Origin of the sequence: Paucibacter sp. M5-1, assembly GCF_027498415.2 — a bacterium.
In the GTDB taxonomy this organism is placed as follows: Bacteria; Pseudomonadota; Gammaproteobacteria; order Burkholderiales; family Burkholderiaceae_C; genus Roseateles_E.
Window position 1 is genome coordinate 1,579,254 of the sequence record NZ_JAPZLM020000001.1, and the last position, 23,171, is coordinate 1,602,424.

16 protein-coding genes and 1 other RNA gene are annotated in these 23,171 nt (G+C 68.2%); 10 read left to right on the forward strand and 7 right to left on the reverse strand.

Going from position 1 to position 23,171, the window contains the following annotated elements:
- Window positions 1-10 precede the first annotated feature (10 nt).
- Genes O5M90_RS07355 through dnaX form a run of 4 tightly spaced genes read right to left on the reverse strand, consistent with a single transcriptional unit; the run spans window position 11 to window position 3,345 of the window.
- The gene (locus O5M90_RS07355; protein WP_137941820.1) at window positions 11-400 is read right to left on the reverse strand and encodes an MAPEG family protein; all 390 of its coding nucleotides are present in this window, start codon (window positions 398-400) and stop codon (window positions 11-13) included.
- 4 nt (window positions 401-404) lie between these two features.
- Window positions 405-986: a recombination mediator RecR gene (recR, locus tag O5M90_RS07360; protein ID WP_137941819.1), complete on the reverse strand. Its 582-nt coding sequence runs from the start codon at window positions 984-986 to the stop codon at window positions 405-407.
- A gap of 4 nt (window positions 987-990) precedes the next feature.
- A complete protein-coding gene (locus O5M90_RS07365; RefSeq protein ID WP_137941818.1) occupies window positions 991-1,317 on the reverse strand; it encodes a YbaB/EbfC family nucleoid-associated protein in 327 nt (108 codons plus the stop codon).
- Window positions 1,318-1,338: 21 nt separating this feature from the next.
- Window positions 1,339-3,345, reverse strand: coding sequence for a DNA polymerase III subunit gamma/tau (gene dnaX, locus O5M90_RS07370; protein WP_269840530.1), 2,007 nt, complete (start codon window positions 3,343-3,345; stop codon window positions 1,339-1,341).
- A 67-nt stretch (window positions 3,346-3,412) separates the two neighbouring features.
- Here dnaX and O5M90_RS07375 point away from each other — a divergent pair, with 67 nt between their 5' ends.
- The 4 genes from O5M90_RS07375 to O5M90_RS07390 all read left to right on the forward strand — a co-directional run bounded on the left by O5M90_RS07375 (window position 3,413) and on the right by O5M90_RS07390 (window position 6,841).
- Entirely contained in the window at window positions 3,413-4,540 is a 1,128-nt protein-coding gene (locus O5M90_RS07375; protein WP_269840531.1) for an AIR synthase-related protein, read from the forward strand.
- A 63-nt stretch (window positions 4,541-4,603) separates the two neighbouring features.
- A complete protein-coding gene (locus O5M90_RS07380; protein WP_440401914.1) occupies window positions 4,604-4,981 on the forward strand; it encodes a SirB2 family protein in 378 nt (125 codons plus the stop codon).
- Between the two features lie 51 nt (window positions 4,982-5,032).
- An RNA gene (ffs, locus tag O5M90_RS07385) (signal recognition particle sRNA small type) lies at window positions 5,033-5,130 on the forward strand.
- Window positions 5,131-5,323: 193 nt separating this feature from the next.
- On the forward strand, window positions 5,324-6,841 hold the full coding sequence (locus O5M90_RS07390) for a methyl-accepting chemotaxis protein (protein ID WP_269840533.1): 1,518 nt from the start codon (window positions 5,324-5,326) through the stop codon (window positions 6,839-6,841).
- Between the two features lie 9 nt (window positions 6,842-6,850).
- On the opposite strand, the gene O5M90_RS07395 is transcribed toward O5M90_RS07390, so the two are convergent.
- The 3 genes from O5M90_RS07395 to hrpA form a co-directional block, all read right to left on the reverse strand.
- Window positions 6,851-9,277 carry a serine/threonine protein kinase gene (locus tag O5M90_RS07395; protein WP_269840534.1) on the reverse strand — a complete coding sequence of 809 codons (2,427 nt, stop codon included), beginning with the start codon at window positions 9,275-9,277 and terminating at the stop codon, window positions 6,851-6,853.
- 37 nt (window positions 9,278-9,314) lie between these two features.
- Complete coding sequence (locus O5M90_RS07400) at window positions 9,315-11,192, reverse strand: serine/threonine protein kinase (protein WP_269840535.1); 1,878 nt, start codon at window positions 11,190-11,192, stop codon at window positions 9,315-9,317.
- A 116-nt stretch (window positions 11,193-11,308) separates the two neighbouring features.
- On the reverse strand, window positions 11,309-15,292 hold the full coding sequence (hrpA, locus tag O5M90_RS07405) for an ATP-dependent RNA helicase HrpA (RefSeq protein WP_440401916.1): 3,984 nt from the start codon (window positions 15,290-15,292) through the stop codon (window positions 11,309-11,311).
- 149 nt (window positions 15,293-15,441) lie between these two features.
- Between hrpA and O5M90_RS07410 the strand changes: the two genes are divergently transcribed.
- The 6 genes from O5M90_RS07410 (at window position 15,442) to O5M90_RS07435 (ending at window position 23,169) form a co-directional block, all read left to right on the forward strand.
- Window positions 15,442-17,562, forward strand: coding sequence for a S8 family peptidase (locus tag O5M90_RS07410; protein ID WP_269840537.1), 2,121 nt, complete (start codon window positions 15,442-15,444; stop codon window positions 17,560-17,562).
- Window positions 17,563-17,668: 106 nt separating this feature from the next.
- Window positions 17,669-19,009, forward strand: coding sequence for an amino-acid N-acetyltransferase (gene argA / locus O5M90_RS07415; RefSeq protein WP_266005877.1), 1,341 nt, complete (start codon window positions 17,669-17,671; stop codon window positions 19,007-19,009).
- A gap of 41 nt (window positions 19,010-19,050) precedes the next feature.
- Window positions 19,051-19,323, forward strand: a complete 273-nt coding sequence (locus O5M90_RS07420; protein WP_137941807.1) for an oxidative damage protection protein — start codon at window positions 19,051-19,053, stop codon at window positions 19,321-19,323.
- Window positions 19,324-19,396: 73 nt separating this feature from the next.
- Window positions 19,397-20,443, forward strand: coding sequence for a Fe(3+) ABC transporter substrate-binding protein (locus O5M90_RS07425; protein ID WP_440401917.1), 1,047 nt, complete (start codon window positions 19,397-19,399; stop codon window positions 20,441-20,443).
- Between the two features lie 202 nt (window positions 20,444-20,645).
- Complete coding sequence (locus O5M90_RS07430) at window positions 20,646-20,942, forward strand: H-NS histone family protein (protein ID WP_137941806.1); 297 nt, start codon at window positions 20,646-20,648, stop codon at window positions 20,940-20,942.
- A 208-nt stretch (window positions 20,943-21,150) separates the two neighbouring features.
- A complete protein-coding gene (locus tag O5M90_RS07435) occupies window positions 21,151-23,169 on the forward strand; it encodes a putative bifunctional diguanylate cyclase/phosphodiesterase (protein ID WP_269840538.1) in 2,019 nt (672 codons plus the stop codon).
- Window positions 23,170-23,171: the final 2 nt, after the last annotated feature.

Here is a 23,171-nt window from a genome sequence, read left to right on the forward strand (position 1 = left end):
CGCTGATCGATCAGGCGAAGAACAAGGCCACCGCGCTGCCCAGCGCGGCAAACCAGGCCAGCGAGCGCAGATTCGGCTGGTCGGCCAGGTACAGGCCGATATAGGCCAGGCGGAAGGTGATGAAGGACAGCGCCAGCATGTCGATGCGCTCCTGCACCGCCCCCATCTGCTGCGCCGCCAGCACACCGGCAATGAACAGCGGCAAGGCCTCGAAGCTGTTGGCCTGGGCCGCGTTGGCGCGAGCCTGCCAGCCCGACAGGCCGGCCAGCCAGGCGCGGGGATTGTGGTTGTCGAAGCCCCCGTCGCGGCGCGGCTTGCCGAAGCCCTTGGACTTGGCCATGCCGGCGCAGAGGATGGGCAGCACGCAGGCCGCGATGATGCAGTAGTTGGCAACAGTCATTCGCTCAGCGCCTATCGGTCAAAGCATGGGCAATGGTGCCCAGATCCACATACTCGAGTTCGCTGCCCACCGGTACGCCGCGCGCCAACCGGGTGGCGCGGATACCGCGCGAGCGCAGCGCCTCGGCCAGCACATGGGCGGTGGCCTCGCCCTCGGCGGTGAAGCTGGTGGCCAGGATCACCTCCTCGACCGCCGCCTCGGCCGCGCGCAGCAGCAGCTGCTCGGCACCGATGGCCTGGGTGGACAGGCCGTCCAGCGGGCTCAGCCGGCCCTGCAGCACGAAGTAATAGCCGCGGTAGGAGCCGGTGCGCTCCAGCGCGGCCTGGTCGGCCGGACTCTCGACCACACACAGCAGGCGTGCGTCGCGCTGGGCATCGGCGCAGATCGCGCAGATCGGCGCCTCGCTGAAGGTATGGCAACGCTGGCAGTTGCCCACCTGCGCCATCGCCGCGGTCAGCGAGGCCGCCATGCGGCGCGCGCCCTCGCGGTCGTGCTGCAGCAGGTGGTAGGCCATGCGCTGGGCCGATTTCTGGCCCACGCCCGGCAGGCGCTTGAGCGCCTCGATCAGATCGTCGAGTGCGGTCAAGGGCTTAGAAGGGGAACTTCATGCCGGGCGGCAGCGGCATGCCGGCGGTCAGCTTGCCCATCTTCTCGGCGCTGACTTCCTCGGCACGGCGCAGGCCGTCGTTGAAGGCGGCGGCGACCAGGTCTTCCAGCATGTCCTTGTCATCGGCCAGCAGGCTGGGATCGATGGTCAGGCGCTTGACCTCGTGCTTGCAGGTCATCGTGACCTTGACCAGGCCGGCACCCGACTGGCCCTCGACCTCGATATTGCCGAGCTCGTCCTGTGCCTTCTTGAGGTTGTCCTGCATGGCCTGGGCCTGCTTCATCAGGCCGGCGAGTTGACCCTTCATCATGTGCATATCTCCTAAAGATGTTCAGTGGGGTTTGATCGACCCGGGCACGATGCGCGCCGTCTTGAACTGGGCCAGCAGTTGCTGGACCAGCGGGTCTTGGAAAACGAATTGTTCGGTCTGACGCTGGCGCGCCTGGACGTCCGCGGCATCGCGCAGCGCCGGCGAATCCTGCGCCACGCCGGGCTCGACCTCGATAGCCACCGGCCGCTCCAGCACGGCAGCCAGCGCCGCCTGCAGCTTGTCCTTCAGCGCCGGCTGGCGCAGCGACTCGCGCTCGACCTTCAGCCGTATCAGCGCTGTCTCGGCCTGCTCGTCGAAGCCGACGCACTCGGCCTGCAACGCCAGCTCGCGGGCCAGCGCCACCAGGCTCAGGCGCTTGACCAGCCCGGCCCAGCGCTCGCCCAGCGGCGTCGGTGACAGCTGCACATCGCTGCCGGCGGTGGAGGCGTAGACGCCGCCATGGCCGGCGGACTCGCCGGGCTCGGCCGACTCGTCGCCGCCGGCCTGCACCACCGCACCACCCTCCTCATCGGCGGGCGGCGCATCCAGCCAGGGCGGCGGCTCGTCGGCCTCGCCGCGCTCGTCGATCACCACCGGGCGCGGACGCAGCCGGGCACTCAAGCTGCCGGCCTCGGCCTGGGCGCGCGGCGACATCGGCGCGGGCTGCGCCACCGCCGGCGGCGCAGGTTCGCGCACCTCGACGGCCACCGGGCTGGGCGGCGGCGCGCTGGCAGGCGTTGTTGCGGGCTCGCTCGCAGACACGCTTGAAAGCTCCTGCACCGGGCTCGGCTTGGGCTCGGGCGGACGCACCACCAGGCTCGGCGCCGCCGGCCGCAGCAAGGGCGCGCTCACAGGTGTCGGTGCCGGTGCCGGCTCGGGCTTGCGCGGCGGGGCCGCGGCCTGGTTCAGTGCCGGGTTCGTCGCGATGCCACCGGGCCGAAAGGCCAGCATGCGCAGCAGCACCATGGTCAGGCCGGCGTACTCGTCCGGCGCCAGTCCCAGTTCCTGGCGACCGTGCAGGGCCATGCTGTACATCAGCTGGATCTCGTCGGCCGGCAGCAGGCCGGCCAGGCGCCGGGCCTCGGCGCTGTCGGGGTCTTGATCGTCCACGGCCTTGGGCGCGGCCTGGGCCACCGCCGTCTGCTGCAGCAGGCTGGCCAGGTCCTCCAGCGTGCCGGCCGCCGACAGGCCCAGGCTGCGCAAGCCATCCGCCTGGGCCACGACGGCCGCGCCATCGGCGGCCACCAGCGCATCCAGAATGGCCACCACATGGCCGCGATCCACTGTGCCCAGCATCTGGCGCACACCGGCCTCGACCAGGGCACCGGCGCCAAACGCGATCGCCTGGTCGGTCAGCGACAGCGCGTCGCGCATCGAGCCGCGCGCGGCGCGCGCCAGCAGGCGCAGCGCGCCGGCATCGGCCGCCACCTGTTCGGCCTCCAGCACGGCGCTCAGGTGCGACAGCACGGTCTGCGGCGCCATCGGCCGCAGATTGAACTGCAGGCAGCGCGACAACACGGTGACCGGCACCTTCTGCGGGTCGGTCGTCGCCAGCACGAATTTCAGATAGTCCGGCGGCTCCTCCAGCGTCTTCAGCATCGCGTTGAAGGCGGTGTTCGACAGCATATGGACTTCGTCGATCATGTAGACCTTGAATCGCCCCACGACCGGCTTGTAGACCGACTGATCCAGCAGCTGCGAGATCTCCTCGACGCCCCGGTTCGAGGCCGCGTCCAGCTCCACATAGTCGACGAAGCGGCCGGCATCGATATCGCGGCAGGCCTCGCAGACGCCGCAGGGCTGGGCCGTGATCGTGCCCTGCCCATCGGCGCCGGTGCAGTTCAGGCTCTTGGCCAGGATGCGCGACACCGTGGTCTTGCCGACGCCGCGGGTGCCGGTGAACAGATAGGCATGGTGCAGGCGCTGCTGCGTCAGCGCATTGGCCAGGGCCTGGACCACATGCTCTTGGCCCCGCAGTTCCTCGAAACTGTGGGGGCGGTATTTGCGGGCGAGGACCTGGTAACTCATGGGGGCGCATTCTACGGGCGCGCCCAGCCCCGCCACGGGCCTGGCGCATGGTCGATAATCCCGCCCCATGAGCACGCATGCCCCCTCCTCTCCCGACACCCTCAGCTACGAGCAGGCCGGTGTCAATTACGACCTGATCGACCCGCTGAAGATCGCCGCCCAGCGCGCAGCGGCGGCCACCGGCGCCCATCTGGGCGGCCATGGCTTCAGCGAGGTGCCGGCCTCGCGCGGCGAGTCGGCCTATGTGGTGGATGTCGGGCCCTTCTACATCGCCTCCATCGTCGAATGCCTGGGCACCAAGACCCTGGTGGCCGACGAGATGGCGCGCCTGACCGGCAAGAGCAGCTACTACGCTGGCATCGCCCAGGACACCATCGCGATGGCCGTCAACGACCTGATCACCGTCGGCGCCACGCCGCTGGTGGTGCAGGCCTACTGGGCCGCCGGCGGCTCGGACTGGTTCGGCGACAAGGCCCGCGCGCAAGCCCTGGTCGAGGGCTGGAAGAAGGCCTGCGACACCTGTGCCGTGGCCTGGGGCGGCGGCGAGACCCCGGCGCTGGCCGGCATCGTCGAGGACGGCCGCATCGACCTGGCCGCCTCCTGCACCGGCCTGATCAATCCCAAGAGCCGGCTGTCGGTCGGCGACGATCTGGCCGCCGGTGATGCCATCGTGCTCCTGGCCTCCAGCGGCATCCACGCCAATGGCCTGAGCCTGGCGCGCAAGCTGGTGGAGCGCCTGCCGCAGGGCTACCTGACCGAGATCGAACCCGGCCTCACTTACGGCGACGCACTGCTGGCCCCCACCGTGCTGTACTCGCCGGTCACCGAGGCGCTCTTCAAGGCCGGCATCCAGCCCCACTACTGCGCCAACATCACCGGCCACGGCTGGCGCAAGCTGCTGCGCCACCCGGCCCAATTCAGCTACCGCATCCACACGGTGCCGCCGGTCACGCCGGTGCTGAAGTTCATGCAGGAACAGGCCAAGCAGGACGACCGCGAGGCCTACTCGACCCTGAACATGGGGGCAGGTTTTGCCATCTTCGTGCCGGCCGCCGATGCCCAGCGCACCGTCGAGGTGGCCAAGGCCTGCGGCATCGAGGCCTGGGTGGCGGGCAGCCTGGAAGAAGGCGAGAAGCAGCTGCTGATCGAGCCGCTGAACATCCGCTTCAGCGACGACGATCTGCAGCTGCGCTGAGCCCGAGCCGGGCTTGACAGCCTCGCTGGCGCCGACCAAGCTTGCCCCAAACAGGGGGCGGTGATGGACTGGTTCTACTCGGGGATGCTGCGAATGCACGAGCTGCTGGCCTGGGCCAGCCTCGTGCTTTTTTTTGCCCGCGGCCTGGCCGCCCAGGTCAAGGCCGAATGGGGTGATGACGACCGCCTGCGCGCGATCTCCTTCGGCCTGCACTTCCTGCTGGCCGTCTCCGGCCTGAGCCTGTGGGGGCTGCTGCACTACGACCTGCTGCGTGACAGCTGGTTGGCCGCCAAGCTGCTGGCGCTGTGCGGCTACGCGGCCTGCGCCCACTGGACCGTCGCGAGCCGCGACTACCGCCTGCCCGCCTATCTCGGCGCGCTGGCCCTGCTGGGCTATGCCATCGGCGCCTCGATGACGCGCTCCGCCACGCTGGGGCTGTAGGCGCACCCCAGGTTCCGAGAAGGCCGGCGCGCATCGCATACAATGCTCGCTGACGGGCCTCCTCGCATGGAAGCACGGCCAACCGGGTCAGATGGGGAACCAAGCAGCCCTAACTGTTGTGACCAGTGCCGGGGGTAAGGCTCGTCAACCTCCCTCTTTCTCCCTCTTCCCCCTCTCTTCGTGCCGCCGTTCTGGCGCTGCGCCCGCCCCCGAAGATATCGGCAGCTCAAGCTCGGCCGATTTGCGCCGATAAACAGCCATCACCGTCGCCCGGCGGTGCCCGCCATGGCTGTACGGCACCGCGTTCGGCCAGCTCCCTCTCTCCCCGATGTCTGGTCTCGCATGAAGCTCAACACACGAATCCTGCTGCTTTGCGGCACCGCACTGCTTGGCGTGGTGCTGCTGGCCGCCATCTCGCTGAGCACCTTGAAGCAGTCGATGATGAAGGAGCGCACCGCCCAGCTCTCGACCCTGGTGCTGCTGGCGCACTCGGCCCTGGAAAAGCTGCATGCCCAGGAAAAAGCCGGCGAGATCTCCAAGGCCGATGCGCAGAAGGAAGGCAAGCGCATCATCGGCAGCTTCCGCAAGGACGAGCTCTATTTCTTCGTCCGCGGCTACTCGGATGACATCAACCATGTGCACCCCAACCCCAAGCGCATCGGCATCGTCGACGCCAAGGGCGGCAAGGAAGCCGGCGAGCGCTACCGCAAGGCCCTGGCCGGCCAGACCATAGGCACGGTCATCGCACCGGGTACCCGGCCCGGCACCGAGGGCAAGGTGGACAAGCTCTACGCGGTGATCAAGTTCGAGCCCTGGGACTGGATCATCGGCTTTGGCGACTACATCGACGATATCGAGACCGCCTTCTGGCGCAGCGCGACCGTGCTGCTGTCGATAGGCGCGGTGCTGGTGTTGGTCGTCGGCGTCCTGGGCTGGCGCATGATGCGCCACATCTACCTGCAACTGGGCGGCGAGCCCGACTATGCCGCCGACATCGTGCGCCGCATCGGCGCCGGCGATCTTGGCGTGAGCGTGGCGCTGCGGCCGGGCGATGACGCCAGCCTGCTTGCGGCCATGCACCAGATGCAGCAAAGCCTGGCCGGCACGGTGCGCCAGATCCGCGACTCCACCGACACCATCGCCACCGCCTCGGGCCAGATCGCGGCCGGCAACCTGGACCTGTCGGGCCGCACCGAGGCCCAGGCCAGCGCGCTCGAGCAGACCGCGGCCTCGATGGAGGAGCTGACCGCCACGGTCAAGCAGAACGCCGACAACGCCCGCCAGGCCAACCAGCTGGCGATGTCGGCCTCGGCCGTGGCCGTGCAGGGCGGTGAGGTGGTCAGCCAGGTGGTGCAGACCATGAACTCGATCAGCGGCTCGTCGAAGAAGATCGTCGACATCATCGGCGTGATCGACGGCATCGCCTTCCAGACCAATATCCTGGCGCTGAACGCGGCGGTGGAAGCGGCACGGGCCGGCGAGCAAGGCCGTGGCTTCGCAGTGGTCGCTTCCGAGGTGCGCGGCCTGGCCCAGCGCTCGGCGGCTGCAGCCAAGGAGATCAAGGGCCTGATCGTCGACTCGGTCGAGAAGGTCGACAGCGGCAGCGCCCTGGTCGGCCAGGCCGGCGCGACGATGGAGCAGATCGTCGCCAGCGTGAAGCGGGTCACCGACATCGTCGGCGAGATCAGCAGCGCCAGTGTCGAGCAGACCGCCGGCATCGAGCAGATCCACCAGGCCATCACCCAGATGGATCAGGCCACCCAGCAGAATGCCGCGCTGGTGGAAGAGGCCTCGGCCGCCGCTACCTCGCTGCAGCAGCAGTCGCAGCAGCTGGTCGCCGCGGTCAGCGTGTTCAGCTGAAGAGCAGGCTCAGCTGGCCTGCCTGAAGGCCATCACCGCCTGGTTGCGCAGCGTGCGCAGCAGCGACAACTCCTTCTCGCCCAGATCGATGCCGCCGGGCCGGGCCTTGTCAGCATAGATCATCGCGAACGGCGCGCCCTTGACCGCCATCGGCAGTATCAGGAAGCTGGCCGCCTTCGGCGCGCCGAGGAACCAGGCCGGCAGGCGCTCGGCGATCTTGGGCACCGAGGCGTCGGCGATCAGCGTGTCGACGCCCTTCTGGCAGACCGCCGAGAACAGATCGGCCGTGACCCCGGGCGTGCTGCGCAGCGGCACGCGGAACAGCGGCGCCACCGCCTCGACCCCCTCGCCCAGGCCGAAGCGGCCGGTCAGGGTTTCGGTCTTCGGGTCGCGCAGGCAGAACACCACGCGCCGAAAACCCAGGCTGCGGTAGATGGTCTCCAGAATCATGCGCAGCACTTCGTTGAGCTTGAAGTTCTCGACCATCGCATTCGTAATGTCCTGGATGCCGGCGGCCAGGGTCTCGCTGGCCTGCTCGCGCGAGACCTCGGCCTCGCTGCGCTGCAGGGTCGGCTCGGCCAGCAAGGTGGCCTGCAGCTCGTGCGGCGACAGGCTGTCATCGACGGTAGGGGTCAGCGGCGCCAGCAGACGCTGGGCCGGTGAGTTCTTGGCCAGGCTGATGCCCATGGCCTGGGCCAGCTGGGCCAGGCGCTGGCGGGCCTGATCGGCGGCCGCATCGAAGGCCTCGACCGGCACGCCCAGCGCGCGCGAGTAGCGCTGCGCCATCGCCTTGAGCTTGGCATGGGTCTCGGCCGGCTCGGTCTGCAGGATCGCGTCAGACATCTCGTTGGCCGCCCGCGCCAGCCAGCGCTGGCGCTCGGCCGGGTTGTCCTGCAACCGCGTCGGCACATCGCCGTCGGGGCGGCGCATGCTGCGCTGCAGGCTGTCCGGCAGCCCCCATTGCTTGGCCACGCCCAGGCCCAGCTGCTCATAGCTCAGGCCCAGCACCTGGGCCGAGGCCAGCGCCTCGCTGACCGGCGCGGCCGGCCCGGCCGTGTCGCCACCGGCGCGGCGCTCGGGCCGCGTGATGCGGCGCACCTGCTGGGCTTCCTCGGGAAAGTAGAACTCGGTCAGCAAACGGCCCAGGTTCTGGAACATCGCGGCGAGAAAGCTCTCCTCGTTCTCGCGCTGCACCAGGCACAGCTCGCGAGCCAGCGAGCCGGCCATCAGCGAGCGCAGGAACTCCTCGCGCAAGAGCTGGGCATGGGCCTTGTTCTCCATGCGCTCGAGCAGGATCAGCGACAGCGCCAGATTGCGGATGCCGGCAAAGCCGATCAGCGCGGCGGCACGCGAGACCGTCGAGATGCTGCCGCCACCGGCATGGCTGAACTGGGCGGTATTGACCAGGCGCAGCAGCTTGTGGGTCAGCGCCACGTCCTTCAGGATCTCATTGGAGAGGCTGGTGATGCTCTCGTTCTCGGACAGGGTCAGGCGCTGGATGCGACCGACCGAATCGGACATGGCCGGGAAGTCGGTCTTGTGGCGCATGCGGCGCAGCAGGAACTCCAGCGCCGCCGTGTCGCCCGCTTCGCTGCTGGGCGCCACCGCCGGGTGCAGCCATTCGTTGAGCGCATCGTGAAAGGCCTTGGCCGTGGGCCAGCGCCGCGTCGCATCGCGCGCCAGGCCGCGCAGCACGATGGCGCGCAGCGCATCGTCGACCTCGGCATTGAGCCCCGGCGGCAGGGCCAGGTCTTGCTCGATGACGCGGCGCACCGCGCGCCAGGGATCAGGGTCGGCGTTCAGGCGCTGGCCCGACAGCAGCTCACCCAGCATCACCGCGGCCGCGAACACATCCATCTGCGGGCTCGGCGCCTCGCCGCGCGCGGCCTCGGGCGAGATATAGCCGGGCGTGCCGACGATGCCTTGCGGTTTGCCGGCATCCGTCAGGCGGGCGGCGATGCCGAAGTCCATCACCCGCGCCCGGCCCTTGGCGTCGAGCAGGATGTTGGAGGGCTTCAGATCGCGGTGCACGACGCCGGCGGCATGGGCGGCCTGCAGGCCGTCGAGCACGCCCAGCATCAGCTCGACCGCGTCGCGCGGGCGCAGCGCCGGGCCGCTGCGCAGGCGCTCGCTGAGCGTCGGGCCGGCCACATACTCGAACACCAGATAGGCCTGGCCGCCCTGCATATCGGCCTCGAACACCGGCACGATGTTCGGATGTGTCAGGCGGCTGACGGCGCGGGCCTCGTGCAGCCAGGCCTCGACATTGGCCGGCGTGGCGCCGGCCAGCAAGACCTTCAGCGCCACCTCGCGGTCCAGCCGCGGGTCATGCGCCAGCCAGACCGTCGCCTGCGCGCCCTGCCCGAGCCGGCGCAAAGGGCGAAAGCGCCCCAGCGCAGGCGGCATCTGCGGTGCGGTGGGTGTGGAGGGAAGCATGGGGACCTTGTTCTAGGAATCGTGGCGAGCGGGCGAATCAGCCGCTCGGCGCGATGGGCGGCTGGGCGACCGGGTCGTCGCTCTCGGTCTTGCCTCGCAGGCGCGAGCGCAGCGGCGAGGCCTGGGGCTGCGTTGCGGCCGGCACGGCGTGGTCGGGATGATCGGGGTGGGCGGCGTGGGCTGTTGCGGGGGTCACGGCTGCGGCCGGATTCAGCGCCTCGTAGACCTCGCGCAGGCCCAGGCCCAGCGCCCGCGCATAGCGCCGCGTAGCCGTCTCGACGCCGGCCTGGCGCTTCTCTTCGGGCAGGGCCAGCGCATCGACGATTTCATTGGCCAGGCTGCAGGTCAGGCGCAGCAGCTCAGCATCGCTGCCGCCACCACGCACCGGCGCCTCGATGGCCTGGCGCCGCATCATGTGCAGCAGCTCGTCGCCCAGGCTCCAGTAGCGCGCCACCGCCGTGCCCAGCGCTTCGAGATCGCAGCCCAGCACCGCATAGGCGGCCGACTGCTCGCTCATGCCGACCGGCTTGGGGTTGTCGGCGGTCGGCTCGGACGGGCGCATCAGCTGGCGGATCTGCTGTGCATCATCGGGAAAGTGGTACTGCAGCAGCAGGCGGCCGAGGTTCTGCATCACGGTGATCAGATAGACCACCTCGGCGTCGTAACCGGCCGGGCGCAGCGCCTGCGCCACCTGGCCGGCGCGCTGCACCCGACCCATCAGGCTGCGCAAGGTCGCGGCATTGGCTTCGGACAGCGGGCCGGGCCAGGGCTTGAGCGCACGGGCCGCCTGCTGCACGCCGTTCAGGCCCAGCATCGCGATGGCGCGCTGCATATTCAGGATGGCGCCGCCGCCGGCTGCAATGCCTTGCTGCTTCAGCGCGTTGTTGACACGGCGCAGCATCTCCAGGCTCAGCGCCATGTCCTGCAGCACCAGGCCGGAGAGCTCGCTGGCGTGCTGGCCCTCCATGCTGGACGACTGGGCGATGCGCTGCAGGCGCAGCGAGGCGATCGGCAGATGGCCGACGCGCTGCAGCTTGTCCATCAGCTGCGCGATCGCGCCGCCCTGGTCATTGGCGGCGCTGCGCCAGCCCTCCAGCGCGCGCCAGAAGCTGCGCGCCAGATGGTAGCGATGGCCGGTCTGGCGGTCGGTGGCGCGGTTGACGATGGCGCGCAGCGGTTCGGCAATCGGGTGCGGCGTCTCCCAGCCCAGGCGCAGCAACTCATGGCCTTGCGGCTGCATGCGCTGCATCACCAGCAGCAGATCGGCCTCGTCGAGCACCGGCCGGGCGGTCAGCATGCGGTGCATCAGCAGGCCGACGCACAGCACATCATCCTGGGCCGCCTCGCGCACCGCGCGCCGCGTCACGGTATTGAAGTCCACATTGGCCGGGAACACCTCCTGCGCCACCTCCAGGCCCAGCACCCGCACATGGCCCAGGCTGTCGATCAGCATCGAGGCGGCCTGCACATCGCGATGCGCATGGCCGGCCTCATGGGCGAAGGCCAGGCCTTCGAGGTACTGGCAGGTCCAGGCCGCCACATCCAGCGGCAGCGGCGCGTTCTGACGCGCCAGCCGCTCATCCAGGGTCTCGCCCAGCGCCCGGTCATAGGCGATGAACGGCCAGTGCTCGACCTGGCCGACCTCGACCACATGGGCCAGGTTCGGGTGCTGGATGCGGGCGCCGGCATTGGCGGTCTTCAGCCAGTGGGCCAGCGCCTCGGGGCTGTTGGGCGCCAGCCGCGGCATGCAGATCAGCATCTCCTGCTGGCTGCGGGTGTCCAGCACCAGCCACAACATGCTGCGCGTGCTCTTGTTCAGCAGCGCGCGGAGTTCAAAACGACCAAAGCGCCGCACGGCGGCGGCGGTCTTGGCGCCAGCGTCGGGCGGACTGGCAGTCGGTTCAGCATTCGGCACGATGCGTGCGGACCTTGGAGTTTGATGAAACAAAGTGTGATTTGACCCAGATTGTGCGCCTGGCGATGCGGCAATAAAGCCTCGATTCACGGGGCATTCGGCGCGGGCGCGACAACTCAGGTGCTCAGCTGGGCCCAGACCTTGTCCAGCCGCTTGACGCTGACCGGCTGCGGCGTGCGCAACTCCTGCGCAAACAGGCTGACGCGCAGCTCCTCCAGCTGCCAGCGGAAATCCACCAGCCGGGCGTCCGTCGTGCCCTTGAGCTCGGCCAGGCGGCGCAGGAAACGCTGCTCCAGCGGCTTGAGCTCGGCCAGCAGCTTGGCGTCGCGCGCCGGGTCGGCACGCAGCTTGTCCAGCCGCGCGGTGATGGCCTTCAGATAGCGCGGCAGGTGCTGCAGCTGGGCCCAGGGCGTGGCGGTGACGAAGTGCTTGGGGCACAGGCGCTGCAGCTGGGCCGTGATGTCCTCGCCCACCTCCTTGGGCGCACGCGCGTCCTTGAGCTTGCGGCTCGCGGCCGCCAGCTCGATCAGCACCACCCCGGTCTGGCGCGCCACCTCCTGCGCGATCAGGTTGAGCCGCGCCCGGCCCTCCTCGATGCGGGCCTTGAAGGCGAATTCGTCGGCCGGCAGCGGATCGGCCAGGAAGGCGCGGTCCAGTGCGACGCCGATGATCTGGTCGCGCAGCTCCTCGGCCGTGCCCAGGCTCATGAACAGCACCGACATCTTCTGCAGATCCGGGATGTTCTTCTCCAGATACTTCAGCGGCTCCTTGAGCTGCAGCGCCACCAGGCGGCGCAGGCCCAGACGGTGCTTGGCGGCGGCGACATCGGGCTCATCGAACACCTCGATCTCGACATGGCTGACCCGGTCGATCAGCGCCGGGAAGCCGATCAGGGTCTGGGCGCCGCGCTTGACTTCCATCAACTCGGGCAGCTCGCCGAAGGTCCAGCCGGTGTAACTCTTGCTCGCCTCGCGCACCGGTGCACTGGCCGGCTTGACGATCTCGGCCCGGATGCCCCCGGGCGCGACCGGCGGCGGCTCGGCAACGGGCGCGGCCGGTAGCTTCAGCGCCGCCAGGGCCTGGAAGGCGCTGCGCGCCTGGCCGCCCAGCTCGGCCTTCAGCGCCGCCAGATTGCGGCCCTGGCCCAGCTGGCGGCCGTGCTCGTCGACGACGCGGAAGTTCATGAACAGATGGGCTTGCAGCTGTTCGAGCTTGAAATCGTTGCGCTGCACCGCGATCTGGCTGCGCTCCTTGACGGCCTTCAGCAGCACCTCGACCAGGCTGCCCTGGGCGAAGGGGTTGAGCTCGATGAACTCGGCGACGAAGTCCGGCAGCGGCACCAGGCGCGAGCGCGGCCGCTGGTGCAGGCTCTTCAGCAAGGCCGTGACCTTGGCGCCCAGCATGCCGGGCACCAGCCATTCACAGCGTTCCTCGTTGACCTGGTTCAGCGCATAGATGGGCACGGTGACGGTGAGGCCATCGCGGGCATCGCCGGGTTCGTGCAGATAGGTGGCAGCGCAGTCGACCCCGCCCAGGCGGATGGTCTTCGGGAAGGCGCTGCCGGTGATGCCGGCCGCCTCGTGGCGCATCAGCTCCTCACGGCTGAGCTGCAGGAGTTTCGGATTGGCCTTGGACTCGTGGCGGTACCAGCGCTCCAGCGTGGCGCCCGAGCACACCTCGGCCGGCAGCTGGGCGTCGTAGAAGGCGTAGATCAGCTCGTCGTCGACCAGCACGTCCTGGCGCCGCGATTTGTGCTCCAGCTCCTCGACCTTGGCGATCTGCTTCTGGTTGTGGGCCAGGAAGAGCAGGCGGGTCTCCCATTCGCCGTTGACCAGGGCCTCGCGGATGAAGATCTCGCGCGCGGCGGCCGCATCGACCTTGCCGAAGTTCACGCGCCGGTTGCTGTAGATGACGATGCCGTACAGCGTCGCGCGCTCCAGCGCGATCACCTCGGCCGCCTTCTTCTCCCAGTGCGGCTCCATCAACTGGGTCTTGATCAGATGTCCGGCGATGGCCGGCAGCCACTGCGGCTCGATCGCGGCGATGCCGCGGCCGAACAGCCGCGTCGTGTCCACCAGCTCGGCCGCCACGATCCAGCGGCCCGGCTTTTTGCTCAGATGAGCACCGGGGTGGCGCCAGAACTTGATGCCGCGCGCGCCCAGATACCACTCGTCCTCGTCGCTCTTCAGGCCGATATTGCCCAAGAGGCCGGCCAGCATCGACAGATGCACCTGCTCATAGGTGGCCGGGCTGCCGTTCATGCGCCAGCCATGCTCGGCGACCACGGTGTGCAGCTGCGAATAGATGTCGCGCCATTCGCGCACCCGGCGAGGGCTGACGAAGTTCTCGCGCAGCAGCGCTTCGTAGCGGCGGTGGCTGAGCTTGTGTTCCCCGGAGCCGCCCTTGCTCTCTTCCAGCCATTTCCACAGCTTCAAGTAGCCCAGGAACTCCGACTTCTCGTCATCGAACTTCTTGTGCTTTTCATCGGCCGCCTGCTGCGCCTCCATCGGCCGGTCGCGCACGTCCTGGCCGCTGAGCGCGCTGGCGATGATCAGGATCTCGGTCAGCGCCTCGCGGTTCCTGGCCTCCAGAATCATCCGGCCGACCCGCGGGTCCAGCGGCAGCTTGGCCAGCTCCCAACCCATGGGCGTCAGCTCGTTCAAGTCATCGACCGCGCCCAGCTCGCCCAGCAGCTGGTAGCCATCGGCCACGGCCTTGCGCGGCGGCGGCTCGATGAAGGGGAACTCGTCGACCTGGCCCAGGTGCAAAGCCTTCATGCGCAGGATCACGCCCGCCAGCGAGGAGCGCAGGATTTCCGGATCGGTGAACTTGGGGCGGGCGAGGAAGTCCTTCTCGTCGTACAGACGGATGCAGATGCCGTTGGAGACGCGGCCGCAGCGGCCGGCACGCTGGTTGGCGCTGGACTGGCTGATGGCCTCGATCTGCAGCTGCTCGACCTTGTTGCGGTAGCTGTAGCGCTTGACCCGGGAGAGGCCCGGGTCGATCACATAGCGGATGCCCGGGACGGTCAGCGAGGTCTCGGCCACATTGGTCGCCAGCACGATGCGGCGCTGGCCATGCGGTTCGAAGACCTTGTCCTGCTCCTGTTGCGACAGGCGTGCGAACAGCGGCAGCACCTCGACGCCGGGCGGGTGGTGCTTGCGCAGCGCCTCGGCCGCCTCGCGGATCTCGCGCTCGCCGGGCAGGAAGACCAGGACATCGCCGCCTCCCTCGCGCCAGAGTTCATCGACGGCGTCGACGATGGCGTTGTTGACGTCGTACTCGCGCGATTCCTCGAAGGGCCGGTAGCGCTGCTCGACCGGGAACAGCCGGCCCGAAACCATCAGCACCGGCGCCGGGCCCTTGCTCGATGCAAAGTGGTTCGCGAAGCGGTCGGCGTCGATGGTGGCCGAGGTGACGATGACCTTCAGGTCCGGCCGGCGCGGCAGCACCTCGCGCAGATAGCCGAGCAGGAAATCGATGTTCAGCGAGCGCTCGTGGGCCTCGTCGATGATGATGGTGTCGTAGGCCTTCAGCAGCGGATCGGTCTGCGTCTCGGCCAGCAGAATCCCGTCGGTCATCAGCTTGACGCTCGCCCCCGGCTGCAGCCGGTCCTGGAAGCGCACCTTGTAGCCGACGATCTCGCCCAGCGGCGTCTTCAGCTCCTCGGCGATGCGCTTGGCCACGCTGGACGCGGCGATGCGCCGCGGCTGCGTGTGGCCGATCAGCTTGCCGGTGTGGGCCCGGCCGCGGCCCAGCGCCAGCGCGATCTTGGGCAGCTGGGTGGTCTTGCCCGAGCCGGTCTCGCCACAGACGATGATGACCTGGTGTTCGGCCAGCGCGCGCGCGATGTCCTCGCGCCGGCTCGAGACCGGCAGCGATTCTGGGAAGCTGATGGGCGGCAGCGGATTGGCGGGCGGCGGCGCGGGCCGGCCGGTATTCGCCTTCGGCGACTGCTGCGGCCTTGGCGGCCTGGGGGAGGAAGACGATGGATTCACGAGCCCAGGATTATCGGTGTCTTTGCAGGTCCGGCGCGGCGGGCCTTGTCGGACCGCTGTTCGCACACCCCCAAGAACTAAGGAACGCCTATCGCCCGCCATCGCCACAAGCGCGGGAAAACCGGTACTTCTTCACAAAACAGCAACACTAGCATCGGGCGCTTGATCGGCAGACGGGTCAGGTCTTGCCTCTGCGCCCTTTCCCGGCCGGTCACCAATCTCGTCATCCATACCCCTTTGGAGATCGACCGATGAAGCGCACCCCGTCTCACCTGAGCCCCACCCGCCTGGCCGTCCTGCTGCTCGCAGGCCTGGCCGCCCAGCAGGCCGCCGCCATCACCACCTACGACGGCGACCCCGGCATGCTCGGTGATCCGGCCAGCTGGCGAACCGCCGAGTTCCGGCGTGACTGGGGCCTGCTGTCCATCGGCGCCGAGTACGCCTATGCAGCCGGCTACAGCGGCGCTGGCATCAAGGTCGGCATGGTCGATTCAGGCTTCTTCGACCTGCACCCGCAGCTGAGCAGCGATCGCTACCACCAGGTGACGGTCAACAGCATCGCCGGCAGCTACAACCCGGCCTACAACGACAGACACGGCACCCATGTCTCTGGCACCATCGGCGCCTCGCGCGACGGCAGCATCGGCGGCAGCAACAACTTCCATGGGGTGGCCTTCAATGCCAATGTCTACGTCGGCAACACCGGCAAGACCGACGGCGCCCTGTTCGGCATGCCGCAGGTGACGCAGACCGCCGCCCAGACCATCGACCAGGCCCATGTGGCCGATGTCTACCGCGGCGTCAACGCCCAGGGCGTGCGCATCATCAGCACCAGCTGGGGCAGCCAGCCCAATAGCGAGCAATACAACACACTGGGACCCAGTCCCACCGGCGCAGCCGGCCTGATCGGGTCCTGGGGTTTTCTGTCGCGCGATGACACCTGGATCAAGGGCGCCGTCGACGCCGCCAAGACCGGCACGGTGATGGTCTTCAGCGCCGGCAACACCGGCTTCACGAATGCCAGCGCCCGCTCGGGCATGGCCTACTTCATGCCGGAACTGGAAAGCAGCTGGCTGGCCGTGGCCGCGATCCGCCAGAACCTGGTGGTCGGCGGCGTGGCGGCCGGTCAGTCGCTGAACGGAGACGGCTCGGTCAATGTGCCGGGTGCACAGCTGTACAACCAGTGCGGCCTGTCCAAATGGGCCTGCGTGACGGCCCCCGGCAATGCCATCAACGGCAGCTCGGTGACCGGCACAACGGCCGGCTATGCCAGCCTGTCGGGCACCTCGATGGCCGCCCCGCACGCCTCGGGTGCCTTGGCCGTCATCATGGAGCGCTACGGCTACATGACGAATGCCCAGGCCCTGGAGGTGATGAAGACCACCGCGGTGCAGAACGGCACGATCAACAATGCCTCGGGTACGGCCATCGTCAACCCGAATGCCGGCAAGCTGACCGCGGTGCCGGATGAGCGCAACGGCTGGGGCACGGTGAGCCTGCGCCATGCGATGAACGGACCGGGCCAGTTCCTCGGCAAGTTCGCCGTCAACACGCAGGGCCAGAACGACACCTGGAGCAACAGCATCTCCGACACCGCCATCAAGGCGCGCAAGCTGGAGGACCAGGCCGAGGCCGCCAGCTGGCAGGCCACCAAGACAGCCAAGGGCTGGCTCAACGGCCTGCCCGGCAGCGCCAGCGCCGATGAGCAGACCGAGTACGCGATGGGTCTGGCCCGGGAGGCAGCCCGCGACAGCCGTGTCTATGAGGGCAGCCTGTCCAAGTCCGGTGCGGGCACCCTGGTACTGGCGGGCGACAACAGCTATTCCGGCGGCACCGAGCTGTTCGGCGGCACCCTGATCGGCCGCTCGACCAGCGCCTTCGGCAGCGGCGATGTGACGGTGCATGGCGGCACGCTGGCCGGCAACGCCACCATCCTGGGCGATCTGCTCAACGAGGCCGGCCATATTGCTCCCGGCGAGGATTCGATCGGCACGCTGACGGTGCTGGGCAACTTCGCCCAGTTCCCGAGCGGCTGGCTGGACCTGGAGCTCGGCGCCGGCGGCACCGATCTGCTGGCCGTCGGCGGCACGGCCTTCCTCGGCGGCGGCTTGCAGCTGACCCTGCTGGACAGCTTCTCGCTCAGCGGCAAGGCCAGCTTCACGCTGATGAGCGCCGGCAACTTCATGGGCCAGTTCTCGTCGGTCCAGGTCAGCGGCCTGGGCGCGGGCTACACCAGCGCGCTGTTCTATGACAACGGCAGCGTCCGCCTGGACATCAGCGCCGTGCCCGAGCCCGAGAGCTACGCGCTGATGCTGGCGGGTCTGGGCCTGCTGAGCTGGCAGCTGCGGCGCCGGCGCGGCCCGCAGGCCTGAACGGCCTGGCCACGGAGTGCCCTTGCGGCACTCCGAGCAGGTGGCGCTGCGGCACAATCGGGGCCCATTCCGTCCCGTCCTGCTGCCGCAACCGCCCTCTCGCTACATGAGCCTTGTCTTTCCCCACACCTTCGTGCCCTGGTTCCGCTCGGTCGCGCCCTATATCCATGCCTACCGTGGCGAGACCTTTGTGGTCGGGATGCCGGGCGAGCTGGTGGCGGCGGGCAAGCTGAACGCCTTTGTGCAGGACCTGTCCATCCTGCATGCGATGGGCATCAAGATCGTGCTGGTGCACGGCTTCAGGCCCCAGGTCAACGAGCAGCTGGCCGCCAAGGGCCAGACGCCGAAGTTCCACCAGGGCGTGCGCGTCACCGACGCGGTGGCGCTGGACTGCGCCCAGGAAGCGGCCGGCCAGCTGCGCTTCGAGATCGAGGCCGCGTTCTCGCAAGGTCTGCCGAACACGCCGATGGCCAATGCGACGGTGCGGGTGGTGTCTGGCAATTTCCTGACCGCGCGGCCGGTGGGCATCGTCGACGGCGTCGATTTCCAGCACAGTGGCCTGGTGCGCAAGGTCGATGCGGCGGCGATCCAGCGCGCCATCGACAGCGGCGCCATCGTGCTGCTGTCGCCCTTCGGTTTCTCGCCGACCGGCGAAGCCTTCAATCTGACGATGGAAGAGGTGGCGACCAGCGCCGCGATCGCGCTGCAGGCCGACAAGCTGCTGTTCATGACCGAGGTGGCCGGCGTGCGCGAGAACCCGGACGACCCTGACAGCGCCATCGACACCGAGCTGGCCCTGGCCGACGCCAAGCGCATGCTGGCCAGCCTGCCGCGCCCGACCCAGCCCACCGATGTGGCCTTCTATCTGCAGCACTGCGTCAAGGCCTGCCAGGCCGGCGTCGAGCGCAGCCACATCCTGCCGCTGGCGGTGGATGGCGCGCTCTTGCAGGAGGTCTACACCCATGACGGCATCGGTACCATGGTGGTCGACGAGAAGCTGGAAAGCCTGCGCGAGGCCAGCCCGGACGATGTCGGCGGCATCGTCGCGCTGATCGAGCCCTTCGAGCGCGACGGCACCCTGGTCAAGCGCGACCGCAACGAGATCGAGCGCGATATCGAGGCCTACACGGTGATCGAGCACGACGGCGTGATCTTCGGTTGCGCGGCGCTGTACCCTTATGTCGAGGCACGCACCGCCGAGATGGCGGCGCTGACGGTCTCCAGCGAGGTGCAGGGCCAGGGCGACGGCGACCGCATCCTCAAACGCATCGAGCAACGCGCCAAGGCGCAAGGCCTGAGCAGCATCTTCGTGCTGACCACACGCACGATGCACTGGTTCATCAAGCGCGGCTTTTCGCCCGTCGAACCCGAATGGCTGCCCGAAGAGCGCAAACGCAAATACAACTGGGACCGGCGCTCGCAAGTGCTGGTCAAGAAGCTGGCCTGAATCCGGGCCTCCCCTCCACACTCAAGCAAACAGAGGTTGTTATGGCACGCATGGTGCAATGTGTTTATCTGAAGAAGGAAGGCGAAGGCCTGGATTTCGCGCCCTATCCCGGCGAACTGGGCAAGCGCATCTATCAAAACGTCTGCAAGGAGGCCTGGGCGGCCTGGATGAAGCATCAGACGATGCTGGTCAACGAGAACCGCCTGAACCTGGCCGATCTGCGCGCCCGCCAATACCTGGCCCGGCAGATGGAGCAATTCTTCTTCGGCGCCGGCGCCGAAGCGGTGGCGGGCTATGTGCCGCCGACGACCTGAGATTGAGCTCAAACAAGAATTATTCTTGTTCACAGGGTAAACTCCGGGCCACCTTACTTGGCTTGGAGACCCCATGCGAATTTCCCGTCTCGTCAAATCCGCCCTCGCCGCCGGCCTGCTGACCGGCCTGGCCACGGCCACGCTGGCTCAGGAGCAGGTGCTGAATCTGTATTCGGCCCGTCACTACCAGACCGACGAAGCGCTGTACGCGAATTTCACGAAAGCCACCGGCATCCGCATCAACCGCGTCGACACCGATGATGCCGGTCTGATCGCGCGCCTGAAAAGCGAGGGCAGCTCCAGCCCCGCCGACGTGATCCTGCTGGTCGACGCCGCACGCCTGTGGCTGGCCGAAACCGACGGCCTGTTCGCACCGGTCAAGTCGACCGTGTTGGAGCAGCGCATTCCCGCCCATCTGCGCGCCAAGGACAGCGGCCAGGGTTCGGCGTGGTTTGGCTTGTCGACCCGCGCCCGCGTGATCGTCTACAACAAGATCAATGTCAAGAAAGAGGACGTCGATACCTACGAGGAATTGGCCGACCCGAAGAACAAGGGCAAGGTCTGCCTGCGCAGCGGCTCGCACCCCTATAACCTGTCCTTGTTCGGCGCGATGTATGAGCATATGGGAGCGGAGCGTACCGAGGCCTGGCTGAAGGGCGTGGTCGACAATATGGCGCGCGCCCCCAAGGGTGGTGATACCGACCAGATCAAGGCGGCCGCCAGCGGCGAATGCCAGATCGCCGTGACCAACAGCTATTACCTGGCCCGCATGATGCGTTCGAGCAAGCCGGAAGACCGCGCGGTGGTCGAGCGCCTGGGCGTGGTTTTTCCCAATCAGCAGAGCTGGGGCACCCATATGAATATCGCCGGCGGTGCGATGGCCAAGCATGCGAAGAATCGCGACAACGCGGTCAAGTTCCTCGAGTACCTGAGTTCGCCGGAAGCGCAAATCTATTTCGCCAACGGCAATAACGAATGGCCGGTGGTGGTCGGTGTGCGCCCGGCCAATCTGGCACTCGAGGCGATGGGTGAATTCAAGAGCGAAACCATCCCGGTTTCCTCGGTGGGCGCGAATCTGCCCAAGGTGCAGCAGCTGCTGGACAAGGTCGGCTTCAAGTAAAGCGCGCCGGGGTCGCCGCCCGCACGGGTTTGTGGCGGCCCCGCGTCAATATGTCGGCACCACGACAACAGCCCTTTTCAACGAATATTGCGAGCGGCGCGGCATCTGCGCATAATAGGTCGCTAGAGAGTTTTGCGGGCCCATGCCTATAATCGGCGCGTCCCCCATGCTTGAACTTGAAACCTAGCGAGGATTTGCAAAGATGGCATCACTCAAAGACCTATTGGCTCAACGGGCCGCACTCGACGAACAAATCGCCCAAACCAAGGATCGCGAACGCGCCGATGCCGTTGCCAAGGTCAAGAGTTTGATGTCCGAATATGGCCTGACGGTCGCCGATCTGAGTGTGCGCACACCGAAGACCGGCAAGACCTCCAAGGTGGCGGTCAAATATCGCAACCAGGCCACCGGGGAAACCTGGAGCGGTCGCGGTTTGCAGCCCAAGTGGCTGAAGGCGGCGATCGGCGGCGGCGCCAAGCTGGAAGATTTCAACGTCTGAGCCCCAGCGGCACGGTCGAGAATCTCGGCCAGCAATACCCGAGGCTGCCTTCAGGCAGCCTTTTTTGTTTTGAGGCGGGGTTTTCGAGCCATCTATTTGCGGGGGCAAACTCAAGGCCGCCGGGTCGCCGCACTGCTAGCATCTCGCGGCCCTTGCCCGGGGGCTTTGCGCCCGCGGCCAGAATCACTACCCCCCCCCGCAGGCGCCCATGCCCCAGTCGCCTCCCATTGCTGTTGCCGAAGCCTCGCCCCGCTGGTGGCAGGGCCGCGTGCCATTCGCGGCCGGTGCGGCGCTGAGCATCGTGTTGCTGCTCAGCCTGCCGATGCCGTCGCGGGCCAGCGACTGGCTGCTGGGGTTGGGCCTCGCGGCCCTGGCGGTCTGTTTGTTGCTCGGCACCCTGACCGGCCTGCGGCGACGCGAAACTCGGCGCTGGCGGGCGGCGCTGGCGGCGATAGCGGTCGAACGTGCCGAGTGGCAGCGCAGCGCGGAGGAGCGCCAGCGCATGAGCGTCAGCCTGTTCCAGCATCTGCACGAGGGCCTGCTGGTCACCGATGCCGAGCATCGGGTGCTGGATGCCAACCCCAGCTACTGCCGGCTGATGGACCTGCCGCGCGAGGCCCTGTGCGGCCAGATCGCCGCGCCGCTGACGTTCGAGAGCCTGCGCCGCAGCGGCCACGACCCGCAAGCCTTGCGCCAGGCGCTGCTCCAAGATGGCCACTGGCAAGGCCTGCTGCAATGCCGACGCGGCAATGGCGAGAGCTGCCACCTGCAGATCACGGTGTCGACGATTCCGGAACCGGCCGGCCCGGTGCGCTTTCATGTCGTCACGGTGTCCGACCAGACCGAGCAGTTTCGCCAGCAAGACCTGCTGGCGCGCCAGACCCGGTTTGACGGGCTGACCGGTCTGCCGAATCAGAACGAGTTCAAGCAGCGCATCGAGCTGGCCCTGCAGAGCAGCCGCCGCGAGGGCTTTCTGCTGTGTCTGTGCTGCCTGGATCTGGACCAGTTCAAAAACTTCAACGAGCGGCTGGGCGCGGACGGTGGGGACCAACTGCTGAGACAGGTCGCGGCGCGGCTGCAGGCGGCCTTGCGCAGCGGCCGCGAATGGTCGGACGAGGTCGCCCGCCTGGGCGGCGATGAGTTCGGCCTGCTGCTGCGCTGCCGCAGCGTGGAGGAGGCGCAGCTGGCGGTCGAGCGAGTCTTGAACGTGCTTCGCGCGCCCTACCATCTGGATGGCCACCGGCAGACCCTGGAGCTCAGCGCCAGCCTCGGTGCGACGGTCTTCCCCCAGGACCACTCGGATGGCGAAACCCTGCAGCGCCATGCCGCCCATGCGCTCTACCGCGCCAAGCGCTCCGGGCGCAATGGCTACCAGTTCTTCGACACCGAGAAGCGCCTGCGCAGCGATGCCCGGGTGCTCGCCCTGGGCCGCATGCAGCAGGCGCTGGACGGCAACGAGCTGCAGCTCTACTACCAACCCAAGGTCGATATGCGGGCCGGCACGGTGCTGGGCGTCGAGGCCTTGCTGCGCTGGCAGCATCCGGAGCGCGGCCTGCTCGGTCCGGCCCATTTCCTGCCGGTGGTCGAGCAGACCGGCCTGGCGGTCCAGGTCGGCGACTGGGTGATCGAGCAGGCGCTGAAGCAGTCCAGCCAGTGGCTGGCCGGCGGCCTGAATCTGCGCGTCAGCGTCAACGTCGCGGCCCGCCATCTGCAGGCCGACGACTTCGCCCAGCGCCTGAAGGAATTGCTGGCCCGGCACCGCGAGCCGCTGGCCGAGCACCTGGTACTGGAAGTGCTGGAGTCGACCGCGCTGGCCGATATCGACGCCACCCAGGCCCTGATCCGGCGCTGCCGCGCCTTCGGCGTGCGTTTCGCGCTGGACGATTTCGGCACCGGCTATTCCAACCTGACCTATCTGAAGCACCTGCCGGTCGACACGCTGAAGATCGACCGCTCCTTTGTGCAGAACATGCTGATCGACGATCAGGACAAGGCCCTGGTCGAGGGCGTGATCGGGCTGGCGCGCACCTTCGGCTGCAGCGTGGTGGCCGAGGGGGTCGAGACCGCCTCGCACGCGCGTGCGCTGCTGGCGCTGGGCTGCGACCATGGCCAGGGCAATGGCATCGCGCTGCCGATGCCGGCCGAGCAGGTGGCGGACTGGGTGGCGCGCTTCGAGCGAAGCCCAGTGCTGGCCGGACGGCAGGAGCCGGTGCCGAGCCTGCACTAGAC

What these genes read in the sequence shown, in the direction of transcription:
- O5M90_RS07355 (WP_137941820.1), bottom strand. Translation starts at nt 400, where the DNA reads ATGACTGTTGCCAACTACTGCATCATCGCGGCCTGCGTGCTGCCCATC.
- O5M90_RS07365 (WP_137941818.1), bottom strand. Translation starts at nt 1,317, where the DNA reads ATGATGAAGGGTCAACTCGCCGGCCTGATGAAGCAGGCCCAGGCCATG.
- dnaX (WP_269840530.1), bottom strand. Translation starts at nt 3,345, where the DNA reads ATGAGTTACCAGGTCCTCGCCCGCAAATACCGCCCCCACAGTTTCGAG.
- O5M90_RS07375 (WP_269840531.1), top strand. Translation starts at nt 3,413, where the DNA reads ATGAGCACGCATGCCCCCTCCTCTCCCGACACCCTCAGCTACGAGCAG.
- O5M90_RS07380 (WP_440401914.1), top strand. Translation starts at nt 4,604, where the DNA reads ATGGACTGGTTCTACTCGGGGATGCTGCGAATGCACGAGCTGCTGGCC.
- O5M90_RS07390 (WP_269840533.1), top strand. Translation starts at nt 5,324, where the DNA reads ATGAAGCTCAACACACGAATCCTGCTGCTTTGCGGCACCGCACTGCTT.
- O5M90_RS07395 (WP_269840534.1), bottom strand. Translation starts at nt 9,277, where the DNA reads ATGCTTCCCTCCACACCCACCGCACCGCAGATGCCGCCTGCGCTGGGG.
- hrpA (WP_440401916.1), bottom strand. Translation starts at nt 15,292, where the DNA reads ATGGCGGGCGATAGGCGTTCCTTAGTTCTTGGGGGTGTGCGAACAGCG.
- O5M90_RS07410 (WP_269840537.1), top strand. Translation starts at nt 15,442, where the DNA reads ATGAAGCGCACCCCGTCTCACCTGAGCCCCACCCGCCTGGCCGTCCTG.
- argA (WP_266005877.1), top strand. Translation starts at nt 17,669, where the DNA reads ATGAGCCTTGTCTTTCCCCACACCTTCGTGCCCTGGTTCCGCTCGGTC.
- O5M90_RS07420 (WP_137941807.1), top strand. Translation starts at nt 19,051, where the DNA reads ATGGCACGCATGGTGCAATGTGTTTATCTGAAGAAGGAAGGCGAAGGC.
- O5M90_RS07425 (WP_440401917.1), top strand. Translation starts at nt 19,397, where the DNA reads ATGCGAATTTCCCGTCTCGTCAAATCCGCCCTCGCCGCCGGCCTGCTG.
- O5M90_RS07430 (WP_137941806.1), top strand. Translation starts at nt 20,646, where the DNA reads ATGGCATCACTCAAAGACCTATTGGCTCAACGGGCCGCACTCGACGAA.
- O5M90_RS07435 (WP_269840538.1), top strand. Translation starts at nt 21,151, where the DNA reads ATGCCCCAGTCGCCTCCCATTGCTGTTGCCGAAGCCTCGCCCCGCTGG.